Raw genomic sequence first — 21,198 nt, forward strand, 5'->3', positions numbered from 1 at the left:
CCTTGACCGGAACCGCCGCCGACGCCCCGGCGCCTGCGCAGGCGGGCTCTCTTTTCGCCGGACGCGAGCGTGCGATTGCCTGTGCCGCGCTCGCCTTCGTGGGTGTGCTGCAGGCCATCCTGCTGACGCACAAGGGGATCAACTGGGACGAGTTTTTCCACCTCACCGAAATCTACCGGTTCCGGGCAGGCACGCTCACCCATCCGCTGCAGACCTTCTGGGTTCGCCCGCTGAGCTGGGTTGCGGACACGGGCGGAACCTCGGTCGACCAGATCATCCTGATCCGCCTTTTCATGCTGCTGGCCGCCTTTGCGACCGCCGCCGGGATTTTCGCAATCGCCCGCCGCTTCGCTGGAACGACGCCCGCGCTGCTATGCGCGATGGCGTACCTCACCGCAGGCTATGTCTTCACGCAGGCCTTTGCCTATCGCGCCGATCCGCTGGCGGCGGCGTGCCTCGTCTGGGTGATGTGGATTGCCGGGGCGCAGCGGCTTTCGTGGGGCAAGGTCGCGCTGGGTGCCGCGCTGACCGGGCTTGCGGGGCTGTTCACGATCAAGAGCGCCTTCTGGGTGATCCCGATAGGCGGCTACGCGCTATGGGCGTTGTGGCCCATGGTCCGCCGACAGCAGGTTTCGCGCATCATCCGGCTGGCAGTGCTGGCGGGCGGCGGCGCGGCGCTGTTCGCCATCGCGCTTGCGCTGCACGGGGCGGGTCTGCCGAGCGATACCGCAGAGGCTTCGGCCAGGGGGCTGGGCTCCGCCGGATCGGTCGTCTTTTCCGAAGGCCTGTTCCCGCAGGGGCGCTTCCTGCTGCGCCAGATTGCCATGGGGCTGCCCTTCGCCGCGCTCGCGCTGCTGGCGATCCGCGAATGGCGGCGGGAAGAGCCCTCGTGGCGCGGGCTGATCCTGCTGGCCGGGCTGTATGGAATGCTGCTGAGCCTGGTGGTCTATCGCAACGCCTACCCGTATTTCTATGTCTTCCTTCTGCCGCCGGTCGCCATCGCGCTCGCCCCGATCCTGCGCCAGGCGACGGCGCGCGGTTCTGCACCGCTCTATGCCGCTATCTTCGCCGCAAATGCCGCGATCCTCTTCATGCTGGACCCGGCAGAGCCGCTGCCCAACCAGCGCATCGTGCAGCAAGGCGTGCGCGAGGTCTTCCCGCAGCCCGTCACCTATATCGATTTCAGCGGGCATATCGGCGACTATCCGCGCGCGGTCGATTTTATGACCTCCGGCTGGGGCCTCAGGAAATACCGCGAGCGGGGCGTGGCCGAGATCAGCGAGAAGGCGCAGGCCGAGCCGATTCCCTTCCTGCTCGACAATCACTGGGTGCTGACCGCCGCGATCACCGGGCAGTCCGCGCCCGAAGAGCTGCTGCCCGAAGACGCGCGCTTCATTCGCGAGAATTACGTCCACCACTGGGGGCCGCTTTTCGTTGCCGGCAAGCATGTTAGGCCGGGAAGCTCGACGATCCGCATCGAGGTGCCGGGAGCTTATACGGTGGAAGATGCCGCAGTCCGCATTGCCGGGCGCGATGTCGCCGTTGGTGAGGCTCTCAGCCTGCCGCGCGGCGAATACCGCGTTGTTACTCAGGACGCGGCGACCCTGCGCTGGGGCGACGATCTGCCCCGGCCGGCCATCGCGCCGCCGGGCGGCATGATGATGTCGGACTACTAGCCGTGAAGCCGCTCGCCTCATCCGATTTCGTGGCTGACCGAGGGATCGCCGGCCGGATCGCCGCACGGCTGGTGCCTGCGGTGAGGGCGACGCGCGGCTTCTTCGCGCGCCGCCGCAGGCTTGCGATGGCCATTGCGAGCATCCTGTTCGTCGGCGGCCTCGCGTGGGCAGTCGAGAGCGCGGGCATCGCGCTGGCGCAGATCGAGGGACAATGGCTGGCCGCAGTCCTCGCGCTCGGCTTTCTGGGCGTGATCCTCAACGGCATCGAACTCAGCCGCTGCGCCGGGGCGCTGGGCAAGAAAATCCCCGCGCCGGAGGCGATCAACCTTTCCAGCGTGGGCATCCTGTCCAACCTGTTGCCGATCCCGGCAAGTGCGCTGGTGCGCGGCGGCGCGCTGATGGCGACCGGTGCCACGCTGGCGCAAAGCGGACGCATCCTGCTTTACGTTGGCCTGCTGCGGCTGTCGGTGGCGGGGGCGATTACCGGCCTTGCGCTGACCTCCGGCCCGCTCGGCTGGCCGGTTGTTGCGGGCAGTTGCCTGGCGAGCGCGATCCTGTTCGCGCTGATCGCGCAGGTTGGCGGTATCATATCGGCCTTGCGCCTGCTTGGGTTGCGGATCGCCATGCTGGCGGGAATCGCGATTCAGCTGTGGTTCTGTTTCCGGGCGCTGGGGGCGAATGCGGGGCTGGCAGACGCCGCGCTTCAGTCGATCGCGCCCGTGGTGGGATCCGCCGTCGGCATCGTGCCGGGCGGGCTGGGCGTGTCCGAGGCGATCGGCGCTGCGCTGGCCCTGCTGGTCAGCGGGTCGTCCGCGATGGCCTTCGCCGCTCTCGCTCTCAACCGGTTGGTGGGATACGCCTGCGCCGGGCTGACCGTGCTGGCGTTTCAGGCCCGCAAGGCCATGGGCGGGCGCTAGGCTTCAGGCGCCGAGCGGCGGATGGTGGCCAGCTTCTGCTCCCACGCCAGCGCATGTTCGATGATCGTGTCCAGCCGGTCGTAGCGCGGGGTCCACGGCACGGTCCTGCGCAGCAGCGAACTGTCGGCGACCAGTTTGGCCGGATCGCCATCGCGGCGTCCGGCGAAGACACGCTCGATCCGCCCGCCGGTTACCCGATCGACCGCATCGAGCACTTCGAGCACGGAGAAACCGCGCCCATAGCCGCAGTTCATCGTCAGCGAGCGCTCGGGCTCGGCCATTAGCGCGTCGAGCGCGAGCACGTGTGCCTGGGCCAGATCGCTGACATGGATGTAATCGCGCACACCGGTCCCGTCCGGCGTGTCGTAGTCCGTCCCGAACACGCTCACCGCCTCGCGCTTGCCCAGCGCTGCTTCCACCGCGACCTTGATGAGGTGCGTTGCTCCGGCGGTGGACTGGCCGGTGCGCGCCAGCGGGTCCGCGCCCGCGACATTGAAGTAGCGCAGCGCGCAGTAGTTGAACGGATAGGCATGGGCCGCGTCCGCCAGCATCTGCTCGGTCATCAGCTTGGACCAGCCATAGGGATTGATCGGCTGCGTCGGCGTCCGCTCGGTCACCGGCGACACTTCGGGCACGCCGTAGGTCGCTGCGGTGGAACTGAACAGGATATGCGGCACCTTGGCAGCGACTGCTGCCTCGATCAGGCCGCGGCTCTTGCCGGTGTTGTTCTCGTAGTACCACAGCGGCCTGGCGACCGATTCCGGCACGATGATCGAGCCCGCGAAATGCATGATCGCACCTGCGCCATCGCCCATGCCCTGCTCGGCGAAGATGCGCGCCAGCAGGTCGGTATCGGCAATGTCGCCGTGATAGAAGGGCACGTCCTCGGGAACGGCGAAGCGGAACCCCGTGCTGAGGTTATCGACCACCACCGCCTTGCGGCCTGCGTCGCGCAGCGCGTGGACCGCATGGCTGCCGATGTACCCCGCACCGCCGGTAACGAGAATGGGCGCGGCGGCGGCGGAGCCGATGCTCGCAGTGCGCGTGCTGCCCGCGCTCGCGTGGGGCGTGCCGGGGGCAGAAGCGGAGGGCCGTTCACCTTGCATGCGCCCTCCTTAGGCCGATACCTGTTTCCAAGAATTTAAGGTGCCGATGGCCCGTCAGGCCCGCGGCAGGTCACCCGCGTCCGCGACCACGACATTGCTGGTCCCTTCCAGAACCGCGCGTTCGTGCGCCAGGTCGGCGGCCCGCATGGCGAGCGACGGATTGGCGAAATCGAACACGTGGGCCACGCCGATATGCATGTCAATCATGCCCAGCGCCTCGTTGGAAAACTTGTCGTGCCAGCGCCGCGCCGAGAGATCGGCGATGCTTTGTTCCAGCACCGCGCGGAACTGCGAAATGGTGATCCCGCGCGCCATCATGACGAACTCCGAACCGGACTTGCGCGCGCTGTAGCATTCGCCCTTCGTCGCGTAGGAGAGCGTGGTCGCAACGCGTTCGAGCAGGCGCTGCGCGGTGCGCATGCCGTGGCTCTGCACGATCTTCTCGATCCGGCTGACCGAGCAGATCGCTACCGAGAGCGGCTCCACCTCGTTGCGCGCGATGCGGTAGTTTCTCTCCAGCTCTTCTTCGAAACTCGCGCGGTCGGGCAGGGCCAGATCGAATGCCTTGCCCGTGCCTTCGGGCGTCCGGCCTGCGTCATCGTCGCGATGGCGGCGGTTCGGCACATCGCCGCGGGCTTCCTCGCGCGGTCCGGTCTGGCGCCCTTCGACCCGGTCGACCCGGTCGGCCACGAAGCCCAGGCCCTCGGCGATCTGGTCCATCCGGCTGGCGAGACGTGCGAAGGCATCCTCCGCCACAACCGGCGCGGCTGGCGCGCCGCGCGCTTCGTGGATGGAAACGATATTGCCTTGCGCACCCTCCGGCGAGGAATAGGTCCGCCAGAAGGCCTTGATCAGGCTTTCGAGCGTCAGCCCCTCGCCGCTTTCCACGATGATATCCGCGATCCGCGCCATCGTTTCGTGGATCTGGCCCTCGCCGGTCGATTGGCTCCCAGAAAACCCGTCGGGTACCGACGCGAGCATCGGCGCATCGTGGTTAATCCGTTCGGCGGCTCCGAATGTGTGTTGCATGTTACTTCCCCCTGAAGATCAGAACGACAGGGCGAGACGGCTTTTTAGATGTGCTGTTTCGAAGGGGCGGATCGAAACGGACGACTGCCCGAATGCCCCGGGCGGTGGTTAGACGCGCACGCCCGCCCTCACGCAGGGGCAATCTGCATCCGAAATGAACTCACCGCAGACGCAAGGATACGGAGGCTGCACCGGGGCCGCTCACGAAGGCGGGCTGCCGGAATAGCTCCACATTGGTAGTACCTCGTATTTCTGCGAGCCGCATAAACGCGGATGTTCCCCGGCGAAGGCCCGCCACGGCCTGGCTACGGGGGAATGGGAGATGAGCGATAGACTGGGGCTGATCGAGCCGGACGACGCCTTGCGCAGGCAAATGCTGGGCGAACTGGGCGATGCGGGGTTTCATGCCGAGCCTTTCGAGGGGCTGCGAGAATTCCTGCAGTATCGCAGCCGCGGCGATTATGCCGTGCTCGTGAATGACGAGACGGTGGACGTGCTGGCGGTGCGCGAAAGCCTGTGCAGGGAAGGGGACTGGCTGGCGGTGATCGCCTATTGCCCGGCCCCGAACCTGCGCCGGATCGTGGCGGTGATGCGCGGCGGGGGCTATGATTACTTCTCCCTGCCGCTCGACACGGCCACGCTTGCGCGCAGCCTGTCCCAGCTGAGACAGGCCAAGAGCCCCTTTGCCGCTGCCCGCCAGAGGGCGGCGCAAGCGCGCATCAAGCTGGCCGCCCTCTCCCCGCGCGAGGCGGAAGTGCTGGCCAACATGGCGGAAGGGCGGTCCAACAAGACCATCGGCATCGATCTGGGGATCAGCCCGCGCACGGTCGAAATCCATCGCGCCAACATGCTCTCCAAGCTGGGCGTCCACTCTTCGACCGAGGCCTTGCGGATGTTCTACGAACACGCATTGCTGGAAGGCGAGGCCGCCGTGCCGGGCGAGTAACGCACGTTCTCGGCGCGCGGCAGGGTGGGCCCTCGCCGCGCAGGCATATAACGTCCATATTTCCCCTTTACGGAAGCGTAAAGCGGCGCGTAGGATCGAGGGGATAATCCACGATCCCGGGAGAGATAGCATGGCGACCGTCGCCGAACCTGACACAAAGGCCGATCTGGACAGTTTCCGCGAAGAGGCACGCGCCTTCCTGGCCGAGAATTTTCCGCCCGAACTGCGCGGCAAGAACAACCTGCTCAGCAGCGTCGAGGAAGCCGGGGAGGAAAGCCCCGCGGAAAAGGCATGGCGCGTGGCGATGGGCGAAAAGGGCTGGGGTACACCCACCTGGCCCAAGGAATACGGCGGAGGCGGCCTGACCAAGAAACAGGCGCGCATCCTCGAAGAAGAAATGGCCAAGGTCGGCGCGTGGAACCCGATCGGCGGAATGGGCGTGATGATGCTCGGCCCCACGCTGCTCGAATTCGCGAGCGAGGAACAGAAGCACGAGCATATCCCGCCGATCTGCAAGGGCGAGATCCGCTGGTGCCAGGGCTATTCGGAGCCCAACGCCGGGTCCGACCTCGCCAATCTGCAGACCATGGCGGAGGACAAGGGTGATCATTACCTCGTCAACGGTCAGAAAACCTGGACCAGCGGCGGCCAGTGGGCGGACAAGTGCTTCTGCCTCGTGCGCACCAGCCGCGCGGACAAGCACAAGGGCATCTCGTTCCTGCTGATCGACATGCATGCGCCGGGTGTCGAGGTGAAGCCGATCAAGATGATTTCGGGCATGAGCCCGTTCTGCGAAACCTTCTTCACCGACGTTTCCGTGCCCAAGGAAAACCTCGTGGGCGAGGAAGGGCAGGGCTGGACCATCGGCAAGCGCCTGCTCCAGCATGAACGCACCAACCTTTCGGGCGGCGGCGCGCTCGCCGCGCTCAACTCCCAGCCGCTCGGCAAGGTGGCGGAACATTACATCGGGCTGGACGACGACGGGAAGCTGGCCGACGCCGAGCTGCGCGTGAAGATCGTCGATTTCGAAATGCGCTGGAACGCCTTCCTGCTGACCGCGCGGCGCGCGATGGAGGAAAGCAAGGCCGCCGGCGGGGTGTCCGACATCAGCTCGATCCTCAAGAAGGCGGGCACCAAGCTGGGCCAGGAACGCGCCGAACTGATGATCGAGATCATGGGGCTTCGCGGACTCGGCTGGGAAGGCGAGGGTTTCGAGCAGAAGGAACTGGACGGCACGCGCGCCTGGCTCTTCGGCAAGGCCACCACGATCTACGGCGGATCGACCGAAATCCAGAACAACATCATCGCCAAGCGCATCCTTGGCATGCTGGACCACCAGTAAGAGGGGCAGGACCAATGGCGGTACTCAACGACGAGCAGGAAATGCTGCGCGACATGGCGCGCGAGTGGACGAAGAACGAACATCCGGTGGATGCGTGGCGCAAGGTGCGCGACGCGGGCCAGCCGTTCGACGCCGACGCGTGGGGCGCAATGGCCGAGATGGGCTGGGCCGGGATCATCATTCCCGAAGAGCACGGTGGCAGTGATTTCGGCTGGCTGAGCCTGGGGCTGGTGATCGAGGAACTGGGCAAGAGCCTCGCGGCGAGTCCGCTGGTCGCCTCTGCGCTTGCGGCATCGGCGATCGTGCTGGGCGGCAGCGAGGAACAGAAGGCCGAATTTCTGCCGCGCCTCGCCGCCGGAGAATTGATCGGCACGCTCGCCTTCGATGAAGGCCCGCGCCACACCGGATTGAACGCAAGCACCAGCGTGCACGACGGGCGGCTGACCGGAACCAAGGCTTTCGTGCACGAGGCCAGCCGGGCCGGGCTGTTCGTGGTCCTTGCGCAGGACGGGGTCTACCTGGTCGAAAAGGGCAAGGGCATCTCCGTGTCGAAGCGCATGCTGGCCGACATGCGCGACCATGCGGAGATCGATTTCAACGATGCCCCGGCGCAAAAGCTTGCTGCCGGTGGCGACGATCTGGCGCAGAAGATCCTCGACCGTGCGCGGGTGCTGACCGCGGCCGAGATGCTCGGCATGTGTCAGGCCGTGTTCGACACGACGCTCGATTACCTGAAGCAGCGCGTGCAGTTCAACCAGGTGCTCAGCTCGTTCCAGGCGCTGCAGCACCGTATGGCGGACCTCTATACCGAGATCGAACTGACCCGTTCCGCCGTGGAAGCGGGCCTGCAGGCGATCGACAGCGGTTTTGCGGTGAGCGAGGCGGCCACGCTCGCCAAGGCGCGCGCGAACGACACGCTGCACCTCGTCAGCAAGGAAGGCATCCAGCTGCACGGCGGCATCGGGATGACCGACGAATACAGCGTGGGTTTCTATCTCAAGCGTGCCCGCGTTCTCGAAGCTGCATGGGGCTCGAGCAGTCACTTGCGGGACGCCTACGCCCGGATGAAGTCTTATTGACGTTACGGAATCAATCCCTCCCATGCCAAGTGTTACGCAGTTGCAACGGTTAACGCCTCTACGCGCAAGGGTGCTTGTAATTATGTTGCAAACGTCGCAGAACTGCGGGGCTTGGGAGTAGGCATGCCGATGACGGCGACGCGGTCTGTATCGAACGCGCGACGTCAGGGCGGAACAAAGGCGATGGCGGCTGCAGTGGCCGCCACGCCCCCGCCTGTCTCCCATCGAAAAAAAAGAATTTACGATCGGGAGATACCCATGAAGGCCATACTCACTCGCACCATCGCGCTGGGCGCTCTTGCCGGCGGCCTCGCGTTTCCGCACGCGGCCGCACTGGCGCAGCAGCAGGATACCGACCCGCAGAGCGCGGTCAGCGATCTGGACGATCAGCTGGACGATGCCCCGGTCATCGTCGTCACCGCGCAGGGCCGTACCCAGGAACTGGCCGACGTGCCGGTTGCCGTGAACGTCGTGTCTTCCGAGGAACTGAAGAACTCGGGCGCGTCCGACATCCGCGAACTCAACCAGGTGGCCCCGTCGCTGCTGGTGTCCTCCACGGGTAACGAGGCGAACGGTTCGGCGCGTATCCGCGGGATCGGCACCGTGGGCGACAACCCCGGCCTCGAAAGCTCGGTCGCGGTGTTCGTCGATGGCGTGTACCGTTCGCGTTCGGGTAACGCGCTCAGCGAACTCGGCCCGATCGACCGCGTGGAAGTGCTGCGTGGCCCGCAGGGCACGCTGGGCGGGCGCAACAGCTCCGCCGGCCTGATCAACATCTACACCGCTCCGCCCGAATTCGTGTTCAGCGGCTACGGCGCATTCACTTACGGCAACTACGATGCGATCCGCGTCGAAGGCGGCATCAACGCCCCGCTGGGCGAGACGCTCGCCGCGCGGGTCGATGGCGTCTATTTCAAGCGCGACGGTTTCTACAACGACGTGGTCAACGATGTCCGCGTGAACGACCGCGATCGCTACCTGGTTCGCGGCCAGCTGCTGTTCGAGCCGAGCGAGACGATCTCGGCGCGCCTGACGGCCGACTATTCGAAGAAGAATGAAGCCTGCTGCGCGGCGACCTTCGTGCAGCCGTCCTTCGCCCCGCTGGCGCGTCTTGCAGACGATCTTCCGCCGGTTTCCGCTGATGCGAAGTTCGACTATCCCGGCTCGCCGACGCCTGCGCTGACCAGCACGGCGAACCCGATCGTCCCTGTGCTGCTGGCGCTGGGGCAGGATCCGCGCGCGCTGACGCAGGACACCTTCAACCGCGACATCTATGTAACCCCCGGGCGCAGCTATGCCGGCGAGACCGAGGATTACGGCGTCGGCTTCGAACTGAACTGGGATTTCGGCGGCGCTCAGCTGACCTCGATCACCGGGTATCGCGAATATTCCAACTTCCAGGGGTCGGACACCGACTACACGCAGGTCGACATTCTCTACCGTGCTCCCGGGCCCAACGCGGGTGCACGAGAGTTCAAAACCTTCAGCCAGGAACTGCGCCTGCAGGGCGAGGCTTTCGACGGCACGCTGGACTGGTTGATCGGCGGCTACTTCGCCAATGAGAAGCTCGAAACGCGCGACAACCTGCGCTTCGGCACGCAATATGGCGCCTTCGCGCCCTGCCGCGTCATCAACGCGATCAACCCTGCGCTGGCCAATCCGGCCGCATCGGGCTGTATCTCGGCAGGTGGCCGTGCGGTCGTCGCACCGCTGCTTGGCCCGGCATCGCCGCTGATCTTCGCGGGGCTCGACAACCTCGCCACGCTGAACGACCTCGGTTCCACGACGGACGTGTATAATCAGGAAAGCAACAATTTCGCGATCTTCACGCATAATATCGTGAACATCACGGACCGGCTCAATCTGACCCTTGGGCTTCGTTATACCAGCGAGACCAAGGACTTCGACGCGGCCTTCGGCAACGACAACACGGTGTGCCCCACCAACCGCGCGCTGCTTTCGCCGCTGCTCGGTACGGCAGCCGACGCGCTGGCGAACGGTATCATCTCGCTGTCGTGCCAGGGCAACAGCACCTCCGAACTCAACGGCGTCACGCTGTCCGACAGCCGGGACGAGGATGAGTTCACGGGAACCGCGATCCTCTCTTTCAAGCCGACCGACCGTCTGCTGACCTACGCGAGTTATTCGCGCGGCTACAAGGCGGGTGGCTTCAACCTCGACCGTTCGGCGCTTCAGGCAAGCCCGGCGGTCGGCAACCCGGCGGTGACCGGTTCCACGGCGAACCTCCAGTTCGGCCAGGAAACGGTCGACGCGTTCGAGATCGGCGCCAAGTACGACGGTAGCAGCTGGACGCTGTCTCTGGCCGGGTTCTATCAGGAGTTCTCGAACTTCCAGCTGAACACGTTCAACGGATCGGTCTTCGTGGTCCAGAACATCAACTCGTGCGGCACGTCGCTGGGCGGGGCGGATACGGACAATGATATCACGACCGGCTCGTGCAGCCCCGATGAAGTGCAGCCCGGTGTCGTCGCAAAGGGCGTCGAAGCTGAGCTGAGCCTGCGGCCGGCACGCTTCCTCACCACCAATTTCGGCCTGACCTATGCCGATACCCGGTACGAGGACGACCTGATCGGCGATGATACGGGTGCCCCGCTCGATCCGGCGCTGCGTCTGCTGCCGGGCGACAACATGTCGAACGCGCCTGAAATCACCGCGACCGCCTCGGTTTCGTACACGCCGCCCCTCGGCAACAGCGGTCTTTCGGGCCTGTTCTACCTGAACACGCGCATGACCGGCGACTACAACACCGGCTCCGATCTGCTCTACGGCAAGGAACAGGACGGCTACGTTCTGGTGAACGGACGCATCGGCATCCGTGGCCCGGACGAAAGCTGGGCGCTGGAGCTGTGGGCGCAGAACCTGTTCAACGAAGACTACACGCAGGTCGCGTTCAACACGCCCTTCGTCGCCGAACAGCAGACGTACTCGGCCTATCTGGCCGAGCCGCGGACCTACGGCATCACGGTGCGCGCGGGCTTCTGATCCCGCCGCAAGGCCTGAAAAACAAAGCGGCGCGGGAGGGAAACCTTCCGCGCCGTTTTCTTGTCGAGAGCCAGCTTCCGGGCAGGCGCCTGCGGGCGCACTTCGCCGCGAATTACTGCACCACGTCGGCCCAGTCGGGGTGGCGCTGCGCCTGCGCCTTGAAAAAGGGGCACAGCGGCACGATCCGGAAGCCTTCCGCGCGCGCATCGGCCACCACCTTTTCGGCCAGCGCCGCACCCACGCCCTTGCCGCGCAGCGAATCCGGTACGCCGGTATGATCGACGATCACCAGCGTCGGGCTCGCGCGCGAAAAGGTGAGCTCGCCGACCTCGTCGAAGCCTTCGACCTGCGCGACGTAGAGACCCTTGGTGTCGTTGCCGACGCGGTTGATGGTGATCGTGCTCATGACCGCTCGCTTAGCGTACTCGCCCTTGCGCGCAACCCGCAGGCGCTATCAGAACTTGCCGGCCTGATGATCCCTGATCGCCTGCATGATCTCTTCGCGCGTGTTCATCACAAAGGGCCCATGCGCCACCATCGGCTCGCCGATCGGATCGGCATGGCCGTACAGAAGCAGGCAGCCATCCCTGCTCGACACCGGAACGCCATCGCCATCGGTCAGCCTGGCGAGGGTGTGTTCGGGTACATCCGCACCGTCGCTTTCCCCGCCAATCCTCGCCGTGCCGCGCACGGTGTAGAACAGGACGCTGCGGCCCTGCGGCGCCGGAAGCGTCGCCGAACTGCCCGGCGCGATTTCGACGGTCGCCAGCATAACCCCGGTCAGCGATTCAACCGGCGCATCATCGGTGCCCGATACGGCTCGCATGGTGACGCCCGGCGCCAGGTCCGCCAGCGGAATCTCGGCTTGGGTAACGGGCGTATAGGCGGGTGCGGTCATCTTCAGCCGCGCGGGCAGGTTGACCCACAGCTGCAGAATTTCGAGCGGGCCGCCGTCGCGCTTGAACTCCTCCGGCGAAAGCTCGGCATGGGTCAGCCCGCTGCCCGCCGTCATCCATTGCACGCCGCCTGCTTCGACGATGCTCTCTCCACCGCCGGTATCGTGATGGGCAAGGCTGCCTTCGAGAATGAAGGTGACGGTTTCGAATCCGCGATGCGGATGCGGGCCGAACGGCAGCCCGCGATTGCCCGGCGGATAGGTCTGCGGGCCATGGTGGTTGAGGAACAGGAACGGATCGACCTGCTGCAGCCCGGCGCCGGGCACGGGCCTGCGGGTAACAAGCGTGTCGATATCGTCGCGCGTGGCGCGGTGGAGCGAGGCGAGGCTGCGTGTCGTCATGGCTGACAGATAGGCACAGCGCCAGCCGATGCCAGCCCGAGCCGACGGGCGCAGATGCGAGCCGGCACGTGTCCGGCCGTCGCAGGGGTGATCATAAGGGATTGAAATTCCACTGGTCGGGAAGACAGGATTCGAACCTGCGACCCCCACACCCCCAGTGTGATGCGCTACCAGGCTGCGCTACTTCCCGAGCAGTGGAAGGGGGCCTATAGGGACGGTAACAGCGGCTGGCAATGCCTGTGCGCGCGATGATGGCAAAAGGCGCTCCACAGCCGATTGCCCTTGTGTGCCAACGCTGCTAGTCGCGCGGGTCACGAAGGGCGTTGCGTCCCCCGATAATTCCTTTTCTCGGGCGCTTGCGCCTGCCGTTACGGCACTCCATTTTCACCTCCAGATTTCAACAGGCACCCGGAAACCAATGTTCGATCTCATGACCGCCGCGGCCAGTGCAGCAGATGCGCCCCCGGCATGGCTTCAGTTCCTGCCCTTCGTGGGCATGATCCTGATCTTCTGGTTCCTCATCATCCGTCCGCAGATGAAGCGGCAGAAGGATCATCAGGCAAAGATCGGCGGCCTCAAGCGGGGCGATCGCGTGGTGACTGCGGGCGGGCTGATCGGCAAGATCACCGCCGTGCGCGACGACGAGGTCGATGTGGAACTGGCGCAGGGCGTCAAGGTCAAGGCGGTCAAGAGCACCATCGGCGATGTGCTGACCCCCAAGGCCAGCAACGACTAAGCGCGAAGGACCGCAGCGAATGCTCGAATTTCCGCGCTGGCGAAAGATATGGCTGTGGGCCCTCACCCTCGTGGTGGTGGCCTGCGCGATCCCCTCGCTTTTCGCAGCCGCCGGCTGGTCCTATCCCGAGGAACTGCCAGAGCCGACCGTGAACCTGGGCCTCGACCTTGCTGGTGGGAGCCACATCCTGCTGGAAGCCGAACCCGCGCAGGTTGCCGCCCAGCGGCTGGAGAACATGGAAGAAAGCGTGCGCGGCGTGCTGCGCGACGCGGAGCCGGAAATTCGCATCGGCGACGTGTCGACCGCGGACGGGCGCCTTTCGTTCATGCTCGACGATGCGGGGGAAATCGACCGGACGCGCGAACTGCTCACGCCGCTGATGAACGGCGAAGGTCTGACCCGCGAATGGGAACTGACCGTGGTGGATACCAGCCGCGTCGTCCTCACCCCTTCGCAGCAGGCGATCGACAATGCCGTCACGCAGGCGATGGACAGCGCGACCGACGTCGTGCGCCGCAGGATCGACGAACTGGGCACGCGTGAGCCGACCATCATCCGTCAGGGCGACACCCGCATCGTGGTGCAGGTGCCCGGACTGCAGGATCCGGAACAGCTCAAGGAACTGCTGGGCCAGACCGCCCGGCTCGAATTCAAGCTGGTCGATCGCGACGCGCTGCCCAGCGACGTTGCGCAGGGCATCGCCCCTCCGGGCAGCGAGATTTTTCCCTATGCAGCCGGTTCCAACTTCGAAGGACAGAACATCGCAGTGCGCCGGCTGGGTGGCATCCAGGGCGACAACCTGACCGGCGCGCAGGCGAGCGTGGACCCGCAGACGAATGAAAACGTCGTCAACATCCAGTTCGACCAGCAGGGCGGCCAGCGCTTCGCGCAGCTGACGACGGAGAATGTGGGCTATCCCTTCGCGATCATTCTCGATGGCGAAGTGCTTTCCGCACCCAATATCAACGAACCGATCCGCGGCGGCTCCGCGCAGATCGCCGGCAGCTTCACGGCGGACAGCGCGAATGCGCTTGCCATCTCGCTGCGTTCGGGCGCGCTGCCGGTAGACCTCGCCATTGTCGAGGAACGGACCGTCGGCCCGGATCTCGGCGCGGATTCGATCCGCACCGGCCTGATCGCCATGGGCATCGGATCGCTGCTGGTGATCGGCCTGATGATCGTGACCTACGGCCGCTTCGGCGTCTACGCCACGATCGCGCTGGGCATCAACGTGTGCATGATCCTGGGCATCATGGCCGCGCTCAACACCACGCTGACGCTGCCGGGTATCGCGGGCTTCGTGCTGACCATCGGCGCGGCGGTGGATGCCAACGTGCTCATCAACGAACGCATCCGCGAAGAACGAAAGCGCGGACGGCGCGTGGTGACGGCTGTCGAGAACGGTTACCGCGAGGCCAGCCGCGCGATCTACGACGCCAACGTGACCAACTTCATCGCCGGTGTGCTGCTGTTCCTGTTCGGTTCGGGCCCGATCCGCGGCTTCGCGGTCGTCCTGATCATCGGCCTGTTCACCAGCGTCTTCACCGCCGTCACGCTGACCCGCATGTGGGTGGCAGGCTGGCTGAAGGCCAAGCGCCCCCGCGACATCAACATCTGACGGGGCCGGGAAACTCATGAAACTGCTCAAGCTCGTCCCCGACGATACCAACATCAAGTTCCTGAAGTGGCGCATGCCGTTCTACATCGTCAGCATCGCGCTGATGATCGCGAGCTGGGTGGCGGTGTTCACCATGGGGCTGAACTACGGCGTCGACTTTGCCGGCGGCCAGGAAATCCGCGCCACCTTCACGCAGATGGAGGAAGCGCCGATTGGCGATATCCGCGAAACGGTCGGCTCGCTGCCGGACACGGGCGACCCGATCGTGCAGCGCTTCGGCGCCGCGAACGAGGTATCGATCCGCGTGAAGCTGCCGCCCGAGGCGGAGGGCGACAAGGAGTTCGCCGACCGCCTGACGCGTGAGATCACCAACGCGCTCGACGCGGAATACGACAACATCCGTATCGACGGGGTGGACAGCGTTTCGGGCAAGGTCTCGGGCGAGTTCCGCACCGCCGCACTGTGGGCTCTGCTGGCCGCGATGGGGGCCATCGCGATCTATATCTGGGTGCGTTTCGAATGGCAGTTCGGCGTGGGCGCGCTGTTCGCGCTGGTCCATGACGTATCGCTGACGATGGGCTTCTTCGCGCTGACGCAGCTGGAATTCAGCCTGCAGATCATCGCCGCGATCCTCGCCATCATCGGCTATTCGCTGAACGATACCATCGTCGTGTACGACCGCATCCGCGAGAACCTGAAGAAGTTCCGCAAGATGCCGGTGCCCGAACTGCTCGACCTGTCGGTCAACGAAACGCTGGCGCGCACCGTGATGACCTCGCTGACGCTGCTGGTGGCGCTGATCCCGCTGCTGCTGTTCGGCCCGGCAAGCCTGTGGGGCATGGTCGCTGCGATCACGCTGGGGATCTTCGTGGGTACCTACAGCTCGATCTACATGGCCGCGCCGATCCTGATCTGGCTGGGCGTGACCAGCACCAGCTTCGTGCCGCAGGAAGGCAAGGCCGACCAGCAGGAAAAGGTTGCACGCGGCGAAGCGTGAAGCTGCGGGGGAGGGGGCTTCAGCCCCCCTTCGCAAGGATCTCCGAATATATCTGGTCGAGCGCTGCGGCATGTTCGGCCCAGCCGAATGCGTCCACCACCTGCGCGGTCTCCCTCGGGTCGCGCGGATGGTCGAGGATCGTCGCCACGCCTCTGGCGATCTCTCCGGGCTCTCGCGCCACGATGATTCCCGCTGCTGGCCCGCGCACCAGTTCGCGCGCGCCGCCGACATCGCCGATTACGATGGGCGTGCCGCAGGCAAGCGCTTCGACCCAGGCATTGGCCAGACCTTCGCTGGCTGAGGGCAATACCATCGCGTTGCTGGCCGAGAGGACCAGCGGCAGCAGATCGTGATCGAGCAGCCCGAGGAAATGCACCCGCTGCGCAAGCCCCAGGCTCCCCGCCAGCGCCTTCAGCCTGGCCTTGTCCGGCCCTTCGCCCACCAGCAGCAACCGCGTTTCCGGATAATCGCGCGAAAGCTCTGCCAGAGCGCGCAGCACCAGATCCTGCCCCTTGCGCTCTATCAGCGCGCCGACGGTGGCGAGGATCGGCTCCTTCTCGCTCAGCGGGAGCGACAGGCGATCCCCCAGCATGCGGCGCAGGCCTGCGTTCTGGAGCGGCCGGAAACGGTCCCGGTCCAGTCCGGTGTAATGCACCGCGATCTTCGCGCGATCCATGCCGAGGGTCGCCATGTCGCCCGCCAGCGCCTCGCTGACCGCAAGCACGCGCGCCGCCTGGCTCGATGTACTCAGCATCTTCCTGCGCGCAAAGCCCTTCGCTCCCCAGTAGTGGATGTCCGCCCCGCGCGCCTTGATCGCCAGCGGCAGGTCGAGCGAGCGGGCAATGGCGGCGGCGGCAGGCCCATCGGGATAGAAGAACTGCGCATCGACCATGTCGAACGGCTGCTGTGCGTGAAGGCGCCGCACAAGCGGCAGCACCGCACGCTCTATCATCCGGGGGTTCAGCCGCCCGCCGATCTTCGGGATCAGGGTGAAGCTGGGGCGATGGACCGACACGCCGGCGCGTCGCTCGTCCACCGCTGCATCCGCAAGCGCGCGGTATTCGCCCACCTGGACCGGCGGCAGGCCGACCGGATTGATCGCCGTTACCTCCCAGTCGGGCCGGGCCGCCAGTGCTTCGAGCGAACTCGACACGAAGGTGCCGAAGCGCGGGCGCGCCGCGTTGGGATACAGCGTGGAGATCGAGAGAAGACGTTTCATGATGCTATAACCGCCTCACGAGGCTCTCGGCCACGGCGAGCCATGCGGGGTCCTCCACAATCACCTGTTTGCGCCCCGGTTCCGGGGGCAGCAGCGCAAGCCGCCCCGGCTCGCTGTCGACCAGCCGCCCGAAGGCGAAGCGCCCGGTGCGGCGCGGCACCAGACAATCGCGGTTAAGGGCCGTTTGTGCCTCCTCCGGCCGGATTTGTCGCAGCCAGATCTGGTCGCCCGCCAGGTAGGGGCCGGTGCTCGCACCGACCGTCACGACCATGCGCGTTTCCGCAGAAGCAATATCGGATGGCAGCAACGCCTCACGCGGCTTGTCGAGCGCCTGAGGGCCGTTCTGGTCCAGAGTGGCGACGATTGCGATGCTGCGCCCGCTTTCCGAACGGACAATCGCTTCCGGGTCGACACCCAGCGCCGCGCCGATGCGCTCCATCCATTTGAGCGAGAGGTTGCGGGTGCCGGTCTCCAGCCGTCCGATGGTCTGCGCGGTGGTCGGCGGATCGCATGCATCGGCCAGATCGGCGAGGGTCCAGCCTTTCTGGCGGCGTATGTCGCGGATGCGGTTGATCATCGGTGCGAGGCCTCTTTCACCGGATTGGTGAATTCGCTTTCCTACAGGCAGGCGTATTTGGCAAGCGAAGCCGGTCCAGCAAAAGGGAGATATCACCATGAAACGCGAGCTTGCCGAACGCGAACTGACCAGCGAGGGGCCGCGGAGAGGGGCGGATGGGGGCCGCACGCGGCGCCGCTCCGTCACCGTCAATCTCGCGGAAAGCCCGCTCAGCTGGCTGCATGCGCGTGGCCACCTGTCCGACCGGCTGTTCGATGCGGGCGAACGGCTGCGTGCCGATTACGAGCGTGCGCAGCTCAGCCCGTCGATCACGATGCGGTGGGACCCGGTGCGGATCAAGGGTGGGCCCGATGCGGGCCTCTCCCCAACAGAGCGGCAGGTGGCCGCGAAGGAGCGGTTCGACGGCGCGCTGGCGGCGGCGGGCAGCGGATTGTCCGACGTGCTGTGGCGTGTGGTGTGTGCCTGCGAGAGCTTGCCCGATGCCGAGCGCGCGCTGCACTGGCCCGCGCGCTCGGGCAAGCTGGTCCTGAAACTGGCGCTGGAAAGGGTGGCGGATTTCTATCGGGTGAGGTGAGGGCGGCTTTCTCCCCCTGGACACTGTGTCAGGTGTGTCAGGGGATCGCCTCTGCCGACGGGCCGTTGTCGGGGAAAGCCCCAAAAACGAAGGAAACCGCAGTCATGAAGCTCTACTACTCGCCCGGCGCCTGCAGCCTCGCCAGCCACATCGCGCTGATCGAAGGGGGCGTGCAGTTCGACACGGTGAAGGTCGATCTTGCGAAGCACCAGACCGAGGACGGAACGGATTTCTACCAGATCAGCCCGCGCGGCTACGTCCCCGCGCTCGAGACGGACGGCTATGGCCTGCTGACCGAGAACCCGGCGGTTCTTCCCTACATTGCGAACCGCACGGGCGCGCTGCCCAAGGGGGAAGGCCTCTATCGGCTGCTGGAATGGATCGGCTTCATCGGTACCGAGATCCACAAGGCCTATGCTCCGCTGTTCGGGGGTGCCGGGGGCGATGCCAAGGAGCAGGCGAAGGCGACTGTGGCCAGCAAGTACGAACTGGCCGAGACGCTGATGGAGGGCAACGCCTGGCTGGTCGGTACCGGGCCGAGCGTGGCGGACAACTACCTGTTCGTCACGCTGCTGTGGGCCGACAAGTTCGGGATCGACCTGCCGCAGTCGCTGAAGGAATACCGCGACCGCAACAAGCAGCGCGACAGCGTGCAGCAGGCGATGAAGGCCGAAGGGCTGGGCTAGGCGAGAGCTTCGGCCACGCGCTCGCGGAGCTCCGGCACAACCTCAGCCTCGAACCACGGGTGCTTGCGCATGAACAGGGTGGAGCGCCACGCGGGATGGGGCAGGGGGATGGTGCCGCCGAATTGGCGCCAGTGCTCCACGCGCCGGGCCATGGTCCAGCTCCTGGTTTCTGGCAGGTAGGCCTTCTGCGCATGCATGCCGACCAGCAGCGTCAGGCGGTCCTGCGGTAGCGTTGCGAGCACCCGCTCGTGCCACAGCGGTGCGCATTCCGGGCGGGGCGGACGGTCGCCACCGCTCGCCTTCCCGGGGTAGCAGAAGCCCATCGGGACGAGCGCGACCTGCGCAGGATCGTACATCTGGTCGCGGCTGAGCCCGGTCCACTCGCGCAGCCGGTCGCCGCTGGCATCGTCCCACCCGATGCCGCTCGCGTGGACCTTGCTGCCGGGAGCCTGCCCGATGATGAGGACGCGCGAGGTGGCGGAGAACTGCACGACCGGACGGGGCGTGAAGCCGAGGGCCTTCTCGCACACCCGGCACGCCGCGATTTCCCGGCGTAGCGGATCGAGGCTCAACCCTCGACCCGCTCGGCCAGGTCGAGCCAGCGCTCCTCAGCCGCGTCCTTCTCGCTGCGCGCGTTCTCGACACCCTTGGAAATGGTGGCGAAACGCTGCGGATCCTTGGAGTAGAGTTCCGGGTCGGCGAGGATCTCCTCCCCCCGCGCGATGGCCAGTTCCAGTTCCTCGATGCGCGCGGGAAGCGTGTCGTAATCGCGCTGGTCCTTGAAGCTGAGCTTGTCTGCGCGCGGAGGCGGGGGTGGGGGAGGCGGCGTTGGGGTGGACTTGGCCGTCTTGGACTTGCCCACGATGGGCGTGCGGCGCTTGGCCACCCAGTCCTCGTACCCGCCGGCGACCACATCGACCTTGCCCGACCCGTCGAGGCCCAAGGTGACGGTGACCGTCCGGTCGAGGAAGTCGCGGTCGTGGCTGACGATCAGCACGGTGCCCTCGTAGTCCGCGATGACCTCCTGCAGCAGGTCGAGCGTCTCGAGGTCGAGATCGTTGGTCGGCTCGTCCAGCACCAGCAGGTTGGACGCGCGGGCGAATTCGCGGGCCAGCAGCAGTCGCGAACGCTCGCCGCCCGAAAGGATGTCGACCTTGGTGTCGACGATGCCCGGATCGAACAGGAACTCCTTGAGGTAGCCCTGCACATGCTTGCGGTTTCCGCGCACATCGATCCAGTCGCCACCCTCGGCCAGCACCTGCCGCACGGTCATCCCTGCGCCCAGCAGGCTGCGCTGCTGGTCGATCATCACGCCGGTCAGGGTTTTGGCGATGTCCACGCTGCCGCTATCGGGCTCGATCTCGCCGGTCAGCATCTTAAGCAGCGTCGTCTTGCCCGCGCCATTCGCTCCGACGATGCCGATGCGGTCGCCGCGCTGGATGCGCAGCGAGAAGTCGCGGATGATGGTGCGCTCGTCACCCTCAGGGGTTGGGTAGCTCTTGGAGATATGGTCGGCCACGATCACGGACTTGCTCTTGAAGTCCTCTGCCGTGGCGAGCTTGAGCTTCGCGGTGCCGCTGGTGTCGATCATCGAGGCGCGTTGCGCGCGCATCTGCCACAGCTTCTCCAGCCGGCCCTGATTGCGCTTGCGCCGCGCGGTCACGCCGCGCTCCAGCCAGTGCGCCTCCAGCTTCAGCTTGGCGTCGAGCTTCTCCGCCGCACGCGCTTCCTCGGCATAGACCTGCTCTTCCCAGGCCTCATACCCGCCAAAGCCGACTTCCTTGCGCCGCATGGTGCCCCGGTCGAGCCACAGCGTCGCGCGGGTCAGGCGCTTCAAGAAGGTCCGGTCGTGACTGATGACGATGAAGGCGCCGGTATAGCGATCCAGCCAGGATTCCAGCCAGTCGATCGCTGCGAGGTCGAGGTGGTTTGTCGGCTCGTCCATCAGCAGCAGGTCGGGGTCCTGCGCCAGCGCGCGGGCGATGGCGGCGCGGCGCTTCTCGCCACCGCTGGCGCCCTTGGCCTCGCGGCTCATGTCGATGCCCAGCTGACCGGCGATGGCTTCCACCTCGTGTTCGGCGGGCGGGTTCTCGCCGCCCAGCGCGAAATCCATCAGCGTGTCGCAGGCGGACACGTCAGGGTCCTGTTCCAGCACGACGATTCGCGTGCCAGGTTTCACCTTGCGCTGGCCCTGATCCGCTTCGAGCTTGCCCTCGATCAGCCGGAACAGCGTGGTCTTGCCCGCGCCGTTGCGGCCGATCAGCGCCAGACGGTCGCGCGGGCCCACATGCAGATCGATATTGTCCTGGTTCGGGCCGCCGAACAGCCAGCGTCCGCCCTGCTGCAGGCCGAGGTTTTCCCAGGAAAGAATTGGAGGCTGAGCCATTGTTGCGGCG

At 65.9% G+C, this 21,198-nt stretch carries 19 protein-coding genes and 1 tRNA gene; 11 read left to right on the forward strand and 9 right to left on the reverse strand.

Annotated elements, in window-relative coordinates; genetic code table 11:
- The first annotated feature begins 2 nt into the window (after positions 1 to 2).
- Together ADAD_RS0107950 and ADAD_RS0107955 are read left to right on the forward strand one after the other, a co-directional pair.
- On the forward strand, positions 3 to 1,676 hold the full coding sequence (locus ADAD_RS0107950) for an ArnT family glycosyltransferase (RefSeq protein ID WP_010412206.1): 1,674 nt from the start codon (positions 3 to 5) through the stop codon (positions 1,674 to 1,676).
- 2 nt (positions 1,677 to 1,678) lie between these two features.
- Positions 1,679 to 2,593 (forward strand): lysylphosphatidylglycerol synthase domain-containing protein, encoded by a 915-nt coding sequence (locus ADAD_RS0107955; RefSeq protein WP_010412209.1) that lies wholly within the window; start codon positions 1,679 to 1,681, stop codon positions 2,591 to 2,593.
- On the opposite strand, the gene galE is transcribed toward ADAD_RS0107955, so the two are convergent.
- The gene (galE, locus tag ADAD_RS0107960) at positions 2,590 to 3,699 is read right to left on the reverse strand and encodes a UDP-glucose 4-epimerase GalE (RefSeq protein ID WP_010412212.1); all 1,110 of its coding nucleotides are present in this window, start codon (positions 3,697 to 3,699) and stop codon (positions 2,590 to 2,592) included. The two genes, ADAD_RS0107955 and galE, sit on opposite strands and share 4 nt — an antisense overlap.
- 54 nt (positions 3,700 to 3,753) lie before the next feature.
- On the reverse strand, positions 3,754 to 4,728 hold the full coding sequence (locus tag ADAD_RS0107965) for a diguanylate cyclase domain-containing protein (protein ID WP_010412214.1): 975 nt from the start codon (positions 4,726 to 4,728) through the stop codon (positions 3,754 to 3,756).
- Between the two features lie 322 nt (positions 4,729 to 5,050).
- On the opposite strand from ADAD_RS0107965, the gene ADAD_RS0107970 reads away from it, so the two are divergent.
- From ADAD_RS0107970 to ADAD_RS0107985, 4 genes are all read left to right on the forward strand, one after another.
- Positions 5,051 to 5,674: a response regulator transcription factor gene (locus ADAD_RS0107970; RefSeq protein WP_010412217.1), complete on the forward strand. Its 624-nt coding sequence runs from the start codon at positions 5,051 to 5,053 to the stop codon at positions 5,672 to 5,674.
- A 130-nt stretch (positions 5,675 to 5,804) separates the two neighbouring features.
- Positions 5,805 to 7,016, forward strand: coding sequence for an acyl-CoA dehydrogenase family protein (locus ADAD_RS0107975; RefSeq protein ID WP_010412219.1), 1,212 nt, complete (start codon positions 5,805 to 5,807; stop codon positions 7,014 to 7,016).
- Between the two features lie 14 nt (positions 7,017 to 7,030).
- Positions 7,031 to 8,095: an acyl-CoA dehydrogenase family protein gene (locus tag ADAD_RS0107980; protein WP_010412222.1), complete on the forward strand. Its 1,065-nt coding sequence runs from the start codon at positions 7,031 to 7,033 to the stop codon at positions 8,093 to 8,095.
- 258 nt (positions 8,096 to 8,353) lie between these two features.
- Positions 8,354 to 11,098, forward strand: coding sequence for a TonB-dependent receptor (locus ADAD_RS0107985; RefSeq protein ID WP_010412225.1), 2,745 nt, complete (start codon positions 8,354 to 8,356; stop codon positions 11,096 to 11,098).
- Between the two features lie 112 nt (positions 11,099 to 11,210).
- Here the strand turns inward: ADAD_RS0107985 and ADAD_RS0107990 are convergent, their stop codons facing one another.
- From ADAD_RS0107990 to ADAD_RS0108000, 3 genes are all read right to left on the reverse strand, one after another.
- Positions 11,211 to 11,504 carry a GNAT family N-acetyltransferase gene (locus ADAD_RS0107990; protein ID WP_010412228.1) on the reverse strand — a complete coding sequence of 98 codons (294 nt, stop codon included), beginning with the start codon at positions 11,502 to 11,504 and terminating at the stop codon, positions 11,211 to 11,213.
- A 48-nt stretch (positions 11,505 to 11,552) separates the two neighbouring features.
- Entirely contained in the window at positions 11,553 to 12,395 is an 843-nt protein-coding gene (locus tag ADAD_RS0107995) for a pirin family protein (RefSeq protein ID WP_010412231.1), read from the reverse strand.
- 113 nt (positions 12,396 to 12,508) lie between these two features.
- Positions 12,509 to 12,585, reverse strand: a tRNA-Pro gene (locus tag ADAD_RS0108000).
- A 228-nt stretch (positions 12,586 to 12,813) separates the two neighbouring features.
- On the opposite strand from ADAD_RS0108000, the gene yajC reads away from it, so the two are divergent.
- The 3 genes from yajC to secF are packed head-to-tail and all read left to right on the forward strand — an operon-like array spanning position 12,814 to position 15,746.
- Complete coding sequence (gene yajC / locus ADAD_RS0108010; protein ID WP_010412234.1) at positions 12,814 to 13,131, forward strand: preprotein translocase subunit YajC; 318 nt, start codon at positions 12,814 to 12,816, stop codon at positions 13,129 to 13,131.
- Positions 13,132 to 13,150: 19 nt separating this feature from the next.
- Positions 13,151 to 14,749: a protein translocase subunit SecD gene (gene secD, locus ADAD_RS0108015; protein ID WP_010412235.1), complete on the forward strand. Its 1,599-nt coding sequence runs from the start codon at positions 13,151 to 13,153 to the stop codon at positions 14,747 to 14,749.
- Between the two features lie 16 nt (positions 14,750 to 14,765).
- Entirely contained in the window at positions 14,766 to 15,746 is a 981-nt protein-coding gene (secF, locus tag ADAD_RS0108020) for a protein translocase subunit SecF (protein WP_010412239.1), read from the forward strand.
- 19 nt (positions 15,747 to 15,765) lie between these two features.
- Here secF and ADAD_RS0108025 read toward each other — a convergent pair whose 3' ends face one another.
- Both ADAD_RS0108025 and ADAD_RS0108030 read right to left on the reverse strand, forming a co-directional pair.
- Positions 15,766 to 16,965 carry a glycosyltransferase gene (locus ADAD_RS0108025; RefSeq protein WP_010412242.1) on the reverse strand — a complete coding sequence of 400 codons (1,200 nt, stop codon included), beginning with the start codon at positions 16,963 to 16,965 and terminating at the stop codon, positions 15,766 to 15,768.
- Between the two features lie 4 nt (positions 16,966 to 16,969).
- On the reverse strand, positions 16,970 to 17,542 hold the full coding sequence (locus ADAD_RS0108030; protein WP_010412245.1) for a helix-turn-helix transcriptional regulator: 573 nt from the start codon (positions 17,540 to 17,542) through the stop codon (positions 16,970 to 16,972).
- A gap of 97 nt (positions 17,543 to 17,639) precedes the next feature.
- Between ADAD_RS0108030 and ADAD_RS0108035 the strand changes: the two genes are divergently transcribed.
- Both ADAD_RS0108035 and ADAD_RS0108040 read left to right on the forward strand, forming a co-directional pair.
- Positions 17,640 to 18,116 carry a DUF6456 domain-containing protein gene (locus tag ADAD_RS0108035; RefSeq protein WP_010412248.1) on the forward strand — a complete coding sequence of 159 codons (477 nt, stop codon included), beginning with the start codon at positions 17,640 to 17,642 and terminating at the stop codon, positions 18,114 to 18,116.
- A gap of 104 nt (positions 18,117 to 18,220) precedes the next feature.
- Positions 18,221 to 18,802: a glutathione binding-like protein gene (locus ADAD_RS0108040; protein ID WP_010412252.1), complete on the forward strand. Its 582-nt coding sequence runs from the start codon at positions 18,221 to 18,223 to the stop codon at positions 18,800 to 18,802.
- On the opposite strand, the gene ADAD_RS0108045 is transcribed toward ADAD_RS0108040, so the two are convergent.
- Both ADAD_RS0108045 and ADAD_RS0108050 read right to left on the reverse strand, forming a co-directional pair.
- Positions 18,799 to 19,332, reverse strand: coding sequence for a uracil-DNA glycosylase family protein (locus ADAD_RS0108045; protein ID WP_010412255.1), 534 nt, complete (start codon positions 19,330 to 19,332; stop codon positions 18,799 to 18,801). The two genes, ADAD_RS0108040 and ADAD_RS0108045, sit on opposite strands and share 4 nt — an antisense overlap.
- A 38-nt stretch (positions 19,333 to 19,370) precedes the next feature.
- Positions 19,371 to 21,188 (reverse strand): ABC-F family ATP-binding cassette domain-containing protein, encoded by a 1,818-nt coding sequence (locus ADAD_RS0108050; RefSeq protein ID WP_010412258.1) that lies wholly within the window; start codon positions 21,186 to 21,188, stop codon positions 19,371 to 19,373.
- Between the last annotated feature and the right edge of the window lie 10 nt (positions 21,189 to 21,198).

The sequence above is a fragment of the Citromicrobium sp. JLT1363 genome (genome assembly GCF_000186705.1).
In the GTDB taxonomy this organism is placed as follows: Bacteria; Pseudomonadota; Alphaproteobacteria; order Sphingomonadales; family Sphingomonadaceae; genus Alteriqipengyuania.